The sequence below is a fragment of the Streptomyces hygroscopicus subsp. hygroscopicus genome (assembly GCF_001553455.1).
Classification (GTDB): Bacteria; Actinomycetota; Actinomycetes; order Streptomycetales; family Streptomycetaceae; genus Streptomyces; species Streptomyces hygroscopicus.
Map to the genome: position 1 here is coordinate 1 of NZ_BBOX01000155.1, position 9,631 is coordinate 9,631.

1 protein-coding gene is annotated in these 9,631 nt (G+C 75.2%); it reads right to left on the reverse strand.

The genetic code is table 11. From position 1 onward, the window contains the following. Positions 1 to 9,557 (reverse strand): non-ribosomal peptide synthetase (locus AXW62_RS17580; RefSeq protein WP_159060907.1); only part of this gene is annotated, 9,557 nt, incomplete at its 3' end. Positions 9,558 to 9,631: the final 74 nt, after the last annotated feature.

A 9,631-nucleotide genomic window follows, 5' to 3' on the forward strand; every position in this document is an offset into this window, starting at 1 on the left:
GTCCCGGGCAGGCCGGGCGCGATGTCCGAGCGGGTCAGCACCAGCACCGGCCGCGCGTCGGCGAGGACGTATCCCAGCCGGTCGCCCGGGTCGTCCGGGTCGACGGGCAGATAGCCACCGCCCGCCTTGAGCACCGCGAGGGCGGCGATCACCAGGTCCGCCGAGCGCGGCAGGGCCAGCGCCACCAGCCGCTCGGGGCCCACCCCGGCACCGGTCAGCTCGGCGGCCAGCCGGTCCGCGGCGGCGTTCAGCTGCGCGTAGCCGACCCGGGTGCCGTCCGCGAGCAGCAGCGCCGGGGCGTCCGGGGTGCGGGCGGCCTGGGCCTCGAAGCGCTCGGGCACCAGGGCGGCGGGCGCCGGACGCGCCGTGGCGGTGAACTCCTCCAGCAGCGTGCGGCGTTCGTCCCCGGACAGCAGATCGACCCGGTTCACCGGCTGCTCCGGGGCGCCGATCATGGCCTGGACCGCGCGGACCAGCCGGTCGCCGATGGCCTCGATCGCCTCCCGGCCGATCACGTCGGGCCGGTGGCCGAAGCGCAGCCGCAGGGTGCGTCCCGGCATGGCCACCAGGCTGATCGGGTAGTGGTTGGCGTCCGAGCCGTAGGCGCCGACGATGCGCAGGCCCTCCTCGACGCCCGGCATCCCGCTGCCTTCGAGCGGATAGTTCTCGGTGACGACGATCGTGTCGAACAGCCGGTCCGTGTCGACCAGGCGCAGCACGTCCTTCAGGCCCAGGTGGTGGTGGTCCATCACCGAGGTCTGCCGGCGCTGCACCCGCTCCAGCAGATCGGCCCAGGTGTCGTCGGCGCCGAGGGTGACCCGGACCGGGACGGTGTTGATGAACAGCCCGACCATGGTCTCCACGCCCGGGAGGTCCGCCGGGCGCCCGGAGACGGTCGCGCCGAACACCACATCGGTCCGGCCGGTCAGCCGGCCCAGCACCACGCCCCAGGCGGCCTGGACGGCGGTGTTGAGGGTGACGCCGTGGCGGCGGGCCAGCGCGGTCAGCGCCGCGGTGGTGTCCTCGGGCAGTTCGACCAGATGGTCCTCGGGGAGGGCGGCGGCCGTCTCGCCGGCGTCCGGCGCGATCAGGGTCCCGCCGTCCACCCCGGACAGCACCGCGCGCCACGCCTCCCGCGCCGCCCGCTCGTCCTGCTGCCCCAGCCAGGCCAGATAGTCGCGGTACGGGGTCACCCCGGGCAGCACGGACGCGTCGCCGCCGGACGCGTAGAGCGTGAACAGCTCGCGCATCACCAGCGGCCCCGACCAGCCGTCGAGCAGCAGGTGGTGGTTGGTCATCAGGAACCGGGCGAGCCCGTCGCCCATGCGGATCAGGGTGAACCGCAGCAGCGGCGGTCGCTCCAGGTCGAACCGGCGCAGCCGGTCCCGGTCCATCAGCGCGTCCAGCCGGGCGGCCCGCTCGTCCTCCGGGAGGCCGCTCAGGTCCACCTCGTACCAGGGCAGTTCGAGATCGCCGACGATCACCTGCACCGGGCGGCTCAGCCCCTGCTGGCGGAAGCCCGCCCGCAGGTTCGGATGGCGACGCAGCAGGGCGGCCACCGCCGAGCGCAGCCGGCCGGCGTCCAGCGGACCGGCGAGGTCCAGGCCGAGCTGCACCGTGTACAGGTCCGGCGCGTCCTCGTCGAACTGGGCGTGGAAGAGCAGCCCCTCCTGCATCGGGGTGAGCGGCAGGACGTCCTCCAGCGGCTCCGTCCCGGCCGCCTCGACGGCCTCGATCTCGCTCTGGGTCAGCGGCACCAGCGTCAGGTCGGAGGGGCTCCGGCCACCGGCCCGCGGTCGCTCGACATGGGTGACCAGGGCGGTGAGCGCGGTCAGCCAGTGCTCGCCCAGCTCGCGGACGTCGGCCTCGGTCAGCAGCTCGCCCGCCCAGGACACGTCCGCCACCAGGTGGGGGCCGTCGGGCAGGTCCCTGGTCATGGCGTTGATGTCGATGGTGTGGGCCAGCGGTCGCTCCGGGTCGCTGCCGCCGTCCAGGTCGAAGCCCTCGGGCGCCGGGCTCCAGTCGGCGGGCGCCGCGCCGCCTTCCGGGCCCGCGCCGGGGAAGCGGCCCAGGTAGTTGAAGCTGATCTGGGGTCCGGTCAGCTGGGCCAGCACCGGGGCGGTCTGCGGGTTGAGGTAGCGCAGCAGGCCGTAGCCGATCCCGTTGTCCGGCAGGGCGCGCAGCTGCTCCTTGACGCGCTTGAGCACCTGGCCGGCCACCGGCCCGCCGGCCCGGAACTCGGCCCAGTCGTGCGGGCCGGGGTCCAGCCGCACCGGGAAGAGGGTGGTGAACCAGCCGACGGTGCGGGAGAGGTCGACGCCCTCGTGGAGTTCCTCGCGGCCGTGCCCCTCGAGGTTGACCAGCACCGGGCCGCCGGCCCGGCCGCGCCGGGCGCGCCACTGGGCGACCGCCGCCGCGAAGGCGCTCAGCAGGACGTCGTTCATCCGGGCGTGGAAGGCCGCGGGGACCGTGGTGAGCAGTGCGGAGGTCTGCTCGGCGGGGAGGGTGAGCAGGACCCTCCTGGTCGTCGAGCCGATGTCCCGGCGCGGGTCCAGGGGCCGGTCGGCGAGCGCCGCGTCGGGCTCGCCGAGCGTGTCCAGCCAGTACGCCAGCTCCTCGACCCGCTCCGGCCGCTGGGCGGCCTCGGTGAGCGCCCGCGCCCACTCCCGGAAGGAGGTGCCGACCGGGTCCAGCCGCGGGGTGCCGCCGTCGGCCTGCCCGGACCAGGCCAGTTCCAGGTCCGGCAGCAGGATGCGCCAGGAGACGCCGTCCACGGCCAGGTGGTGGACGGTCAGCAGCAGCCGGCCGGAGCGGTCCGGGCCCGCGTCGAACCAGACGGCCTGGACCATCGCCCCGGCCTCCGGGTCGAGCCGGTCCCAGGCGCCCCTGGTCTCCTCGGCCATCCGGGCCCTGGCCCGCTCCTCGTCCAGCCCCGCGATGTCGACCCGGCGCAGGCAGTCGGCCGCCCGGACGGCGCCGCGCTCGGGCACCTGGAGGTGCCACACCAGGCCGCCGGTGCGGCGCAGCCGCATCCGCAGCACGTCGTGGTGGTCGAGCAGGGTCTGCAGCGCCACCCGCAGCCGCTCCTGGCCGAGGCCGGCCGGCACCACGAGCATATTCGTCTGGCTGAAGCGGTCGGGGCGGCCGCCGCGCTCCCGCATCCAGTGGATGATCGGGGTCGGCGGTACGGCGCCGGTGCCCGCGCCGGCCGCCACGGGCTCCGGTCCGGGGGCGGCCTCGGCGGCCGGCTCCGCCGCGGCCGTGAGCGCGGCCAGGCCGGCCACCGTCTTCTGCTCGAAGACGTCCCTCGGGGTCAGCTTGATGCCCGCGTTGCGGGCCCGGCGGACCAGCTGGATGGACATGATGCTGTCGCCGCCGGTGTCGAAGAAGCTGTCGTGGACGCCGATCCGCTCCAGCCCGAGGACCTCGGCGAACAGCGAGCACAGCAGCTCTTCCCGGGGGGTGCGCGGCCCGTCGGCGGGGGCGGTGGTGGCGTACTCGGGCGCGGGCAGCGCCTTGCGGTCGGTCTTGCCGTTGGGGGTCAGCGGCAGTGCGTCGAGCACCACCACCGCGGCGGGCACCATGTACTCCGGGAGCGCGGTGGCCGCCTGGGCGCGCAGCTCGGCGCCGTCGAGCGCGGCGCCCGCCGCGGGCACCGCGTAGGCCACCAGCCGCGGCTCCCCCGGACGGTCCTCACGCACCATCACCTCCGCCTGCGCCACCGACGGCCGGCGCAGCAGCGCGGAGCGGACCTCGCCCGGCTCGACCCGGAAGCCGTGCAGCTTGACCTGCTCGTCGGTGCGGCCGAGGAACATCAGCTGCCCGTCGCGGGTCCACTTGGCCAGGTCGCCGGTGCGGTACATCCGGCTGCCGGCCGGGCCGTACGGATCGGCCACGAAGCGCTCGGCGGTGGTGCCGGGGCGGCCCAGATAGCCGCGGGCGAGCCCGTCGCCCGCGATGTACAGCTCACCGGCCATACCGGTGGCCACCGGCCGCAGTCCGGCGTCCAGCACATGGACCCGGGTGTTCGGGACCGGCGTGCCGATCGGGGGCTCGGCCACTCCGGACAGCGGTGCGCTGATGGTCGCGCACACCGTGGTCTCGGTCGGGCCGTAGGCGTTCACCATCCGCCGCCCGGCCGACCAGCGGCCGGCCAGCTCCGGCGGGGTCGCCTCACCGGCGACCAGCAGGGTGGTGCCCGCCGGCACCTCGCCGTCGGCCATCACCCCGAGCGCGGCGGGCGGGATGGTCGCCTGGGTGACGCCCTGCTCGGCGAGGAGCGCGGCCAGCGGGGCGCCCGGGTCGAGGCGCTCGGGCGGCGCCATCACCAGGGCCGCGCCGACCGGCAGCGACTGGCACAGCTCGGCGAACGCCGCGTCGAAGCTCGGCGAGGCGAACTGCAGCACCCGGCTGCCCGGCCCCAGTCCCAGCGCCTCGGCGTAGCCGGTGGCCAGGGAGGCGACACCGGCGTGCGGGACCACCACCCCCTTGGGCCGGCCGGTGGAGCCGGAGGTGTAGATCACATACGCGGGGTGCCGTACCGACAGCCGCACCCGCGGCGCGGTGTCCGGCGCCCCGGCGACCCGGGCGGCGGTGGCCTCGTCGTCGAGGACCAGCACCGTGGCCGAGCCGGTGGACGGCAGGGTGGCCGCGACGGCGCGGGTGGTGACGACCACCCCGGGCCGGGCGTCGGCGAGCATGTAGGCCAGGCGGTCGGCCGGGTAGGCCGGGTCGAGCGGCAGATAGGCCGCGCCCGCCTTGTGCACCGCCAGCACCGCGGCCGGCCACTCCGGCGAGCGGGGCAGCGCGAGGGCCACGAACCGCTCGGGGCCGGCGCCCTCGGCGCACAGGACGTGGGCGAGCCGGTTGGCCCGGCGGTCGAGTTCGGCGTAGGACAGCTCGCCGCCCTCGAAGACCACCGCGGGGGCGTCGGGATGCCGCGCCACCTGCCCGGCGAACAGCTCGGGGAAGGTGGCCCGGCCGAGGTCGCGGGCGGTGTCGTTGGCGCGGGCGAGCGCCGCCCGCTCCTCCTCGGTCAGCACCGACAGCTCCCGCACGCGCACCTCGGGATCGGCGGCCACCCGCTCCAGCAGCCGCTCCAGCCGTCCGAAGAGGTCCACCACCGTCGGGCGGTCGAAGAGGTCCAGCCGGAAGTCGATGAGCGCCTGCATCCCGTTCGGGCCGCCGTCGGCCGCGGTGCGCTCGTTGAAGGTGAACGCGAGGTCGAACTGGGTGGCGTTCACCGGCACCGGATACGCCTCGGCGTCGACACCGGGCAGGCCGACCGGCGCGCTGCCCGCGGCCTCGACGTTCTGCACGTTCAGCCAGATCTGGAACAGCGGGTGCCAGGCCAGCGAGCGCTCGGGGTTGAGCAGCTCGACCAGCCGCTCGAACGGCACCTCCTGGTTGGCGTACGCGGCGAGGTCGTACTCGCGCACGCGGTCCAGCAGTTCCCGGAAGGTCGGGGTGCCGGAGGTGTCGGTGCGCAGCACCAGCGTGTTGACGAAGAAGCCGATCATCCCCTCCAGCGCCTTGTCGTTGCGCCCGGCGATCGGCGAGCCCATGGGGATGTCGGTCCCCGCGCCGAGCGCCGAGAGCAGCGCGGCGAGCCCGGCCTGGAGCACCATGAACAGGCTGGTCCCGGTCTTCCGCGCGACGAGGGTCAGCGCCCGGTGCAGCTCCGGGGAGATGTCCATCTCGACCGTCTCGGCGGTGTAGTCCGCCTCCGGGGGCCGCGGGCGGTCCGTGGGCAGCGGCAGCACATCGGGGATGCCCTCCAGCCGCTTGCGCCAGAAGTCGAGCTGCCGGGCGACCAGGCTCTCCGGATCGCCCTCCTCCCCCAGCACCTCGTAGTTCCACAGCGTGTAGTCCGCGTACTGGGCGGGCAGCGGCTCCCAGTCCGGTGCCCGTCCCTCCGCCCTGGCCAGATAGGCCGAGGTGAGATCGCCGGCCAGCGGGCCGACCGACCAGCCGTCGCCCGCGATGTGGTGCAGGAGCAGCAGCAGGACGTGGTCCTCCGGGCCGATCCGGAACAGGGTCACCCGCAGCGGGGTCTCGGTGGCCAGGTCGAAGTCGCGCGCCGCCTGTTCGGCGATCGCCGCGTCCAGGTCCGGTTCGGCCACGTCCGTGACGACCAGGTCGGCCGCCCCCTGCCCGGGGCTCAGGATCAGCTGCCGGGCCACCCCGTCGGTCTCGGCGAAGACCGTGCGCAGCATCTCGTGCCGGGCGGTGACGTCCCGGACGGCCGCCCGCAGCGCCTCGGGGTCCAGCCGTCCCCTCAGCCGCAGACCGATGCTGATGTTGTGGGCCGCGGCGCCGTGCTCGAACCGGTTGAGGAACCACAGCCGGCGCTGTGCGTAGGACAGCGGGATCCGCTCGGGCCGCTCCACCGCGCGCACCGGCGGCCGGGCCTCGTCGGCGCCGCGCAGCCGGGCCGCCAGCCGGGCCACCGTGGGCGCCTCCCAGAGCACCCGCAGGGGCAGCTCCACGGCGAACGCCGAGCGGGCCCGGCTGACCAGCCGGGTGGCGTGCAGCGAATGCCCGCCCAGTTCGAAGAAGTCGTCGTGGATGCCGACCGCGTTCAGGCCCAGCGTCTCCATGAACAGCCCGCACAGGATCTCCTCCTGCGGGGTGCGAGGCGCGGCGCCGGTGGACAGCTCGCCGAAGTCGGGCTCGGGCAGCGCCTTGCGGTCGGTCTTCCCGTTGGGCGTCAGCGGCATCGCGTCGAGCACCATGAACGCCGAGGGCATCATGTACTCCGGCAGCCGCGCGGCGACGGCCCGGCGCAGGACGGGCACCGGCACCGTGGTGTCCGCGGCGGCGACCACGTAGGCCACCAGCCGCGGCTCGCCCGCCCCGGTCCCGCGGGCCACCACCGCCGCCTGGGCCACCTCGGGCAGTTCGGCGAGCACGGTCTCGATCTCGCCCGGCTCGATGCGGAAACCGCGCACCTTGACCTGGTCGTCGGTGCGGCCGGCGAACTCCAGCTGCCCGTCGTCCGTCCACCGGGCCACGTCCCCGGTGCGGTACATCCGGGTGCCGGGCGCGCCGAAGGGGCAGGCGACGAACCGCTCGGCGGTCAGGTCCGGACGGCCCGCGTAGCCGCGCGCCACACCCCGCCCGGCGATGTAGAGGTCGCCGAGAACCCCGGGCGGGGCCGGGGAGAGCCCCGCGTCCAGGACGTAGACCTGGGTGTTCGCGATGGGCCTGCCGATCACGGGCGCGCGATTCGCCGCCGGGCTCGGGGGCACGTCGCCCCCGGTCCCGCCGAGGCGGGCCGCGGTGGACCACACGGTGGTCTCGGTGGGCCCGTACAGGTTCGTCACCTCCGGCGCCAGCTCGCACAGCCGGGCGGCGAGCCCGGCGGGCAGCGCCTCGCCGCCGGCCAGCACCCGCAGCCCGGTCAGCGCCTCGGGGTGCTGGGAGACCAGCGCCTGCCACAGGGTGGGGGTGGCCTGCATGACCGAGGCGCCGGTGCTCTTCAGCAGCGCGGCCAGCCGGGGGACGTCGATCACCTGGTCCCGGGTGGCCAGGACCACCGAGGCGCCGGACACCAGCGGGGCGTACAGCTCCAGGCCCGCGATGTCGAAGGCGATGGTGGTCACCGCGGCCAGCCGGTCGCCGGGCCGCAAGCCGAACCGGTCCCGCATGTCCTGGACGAAGTTGGTGAGGTTGTCCCGGGTGACGACGACGCCCTTGGGCCGGCCGGTGGAGCCCGAGGTGTAGATGGTGTACGCGGGGTGGTCCCCCGCCACCGGGGCGAGCCCCAGGTCCTCCCCGGACAGGGCGGCCAGCCGGTCGCGGACCGCCGGGTCGTCCAGCAGCACCCGCACCGCGTCCCCGGCCGGCGGCACCGAGGTCACCGAGGAGTCGGTCACCACCACCGCGGGCGCGGCGTCGGCCATGATGTACGCGACGCGTTCGGCCGGGTACTCGGGGTCCAGCGGGATGTACGCGCCGCCGCTCTTGCCCACCGCGAGCAGGGTGGCCACCAGGTCCGTCCCGCGCGGCAGCGCCACCGCCACCCGCGTCTCGGGGCCGACGCCGAGCCCGGCCAGCAGCCGGGCCAGCCGGTTGGCGCGGGCGTCCAGTTCGCCGTAGGACACCTCGGCCCCGTCCGCCACCAGGGCCACCGCCGCCGGGTCGGCGGCCACCGCGGCCTGGAACAGTGCGGGCACCGAGGTGTCCGGGGCCCCGGCGTCGGGCTCGTTCCAGTCGGTCAGGACGGTGCGCAGCAGCTCGGGCGCGAGCACCTCGGTACGGCCCACCGGGAGGGACGGATCCGCCTCGATCCGCTCCAGCATGCGGCAGAAGCCGTCCAGCACGGCCCGCGCCCGCCCGGCCGGATACAGATCGGGCCGGTAGCCCAGGCGCAGCCGCAGGGTGGGGCCGGGGGTGGGGAACAGGGTGAGCGCGTAGTGGGTGGCGTCCTGGCCGGTGATGTCGGTGATCCGCGGGCCGTCGGTGTGCTCGGTGATGCCGTCGGAGTCCAGCGGGTAGTTCTCGAAGACGACCAGGGTGTCGAAGAGTTCGCCGGTGACCGGGGTGGTCTCCTGCACGGCGGACAGCGGCAGGTGGTGGTGGTCCAGCAGCGCGGCCTGCCGCCGCTGGACCGCCGCCAGCAGCTCGGTCCAGGGGGCGCCGTGGTCCACCCGTACCCGGACCGGCAGGGTGTTGATGAAGAGACCGACCATGGACTCCACACCGGGGATGTCCGCCGGGCGCCCGGACACGGTGGCGCCGAAGACCACGTCGTCCCGGCCGGTCAGCCGGCCCAGCAGCACGCCCCAGGCGCTCTGCACCAGCGTGTTCAGGGTGACGCCGGTGGAGCGGGCCAGCTCGCCGAGCCGGGCAGTGAGGTCCGCGGGGACCTCGGCGACCAGGTCCTCCGGCAGCACCGCGGCGCCGGGGCCCGCGTCGGGCACCAGGAGCGTGGGCGAGTCCACCCCCTGAAGCGCCTCCTGCCAGGCCCGCCGCGCCGCGGCCTTGTCCTGCCGGGCCAGCCAGGCGAGGTAGGTGCGGTAGGGGGTGACCGGCGGCAGGGTGGTGTCCTCGCCGCCCGCCCGGTAGTGCTGGAACAGCTCCCGCATGACCAGCGGGGCGGACCAGCCGTCCAGCAGGATGTGGTGGGCGGTCAGCACCAGCCAGAAGGCGTCGGCCGCGACCTTGATCATGGTGACCCGCAGCAGCGGCGGCCGCTCCATGTCGAAGCGCCGCTCGCGGTCCCCGGCGGCGAACTCCCGGACCCTGGCCCGCTGCTCCTCCTCGGAAACGTCGCTGAAGTCCAGCTCGGTCACCGGCAGTTCGAGGTCCCGGAGGATCACCTGCATCGGGTCGCCGGTCTTGCGGCGCCGGAACCCCGCGCGCAGGCTCGCGTGCCGGCCCATCAGGGTGGCCGCCGCGCGGCGCACCGCCGGGGCGTCCACCGGGCCCTGGATCCGGACCGCCAGCTGCACCGTGTAGACGTCGAGCGCGTCCTCGGAGTACTGCGCGTGGAAGAGCAGCCCTTCCTGGAGCGGCGACAAAGGCAGAAGGTCCTCGATACGTGTCTGCTTCACTGCACAGGCTCCCTGGGCGTCTTCGTGATGCGATGTGTGACGAGTGCGCAGTCGAGATCGGCGGGGGCCCTTCC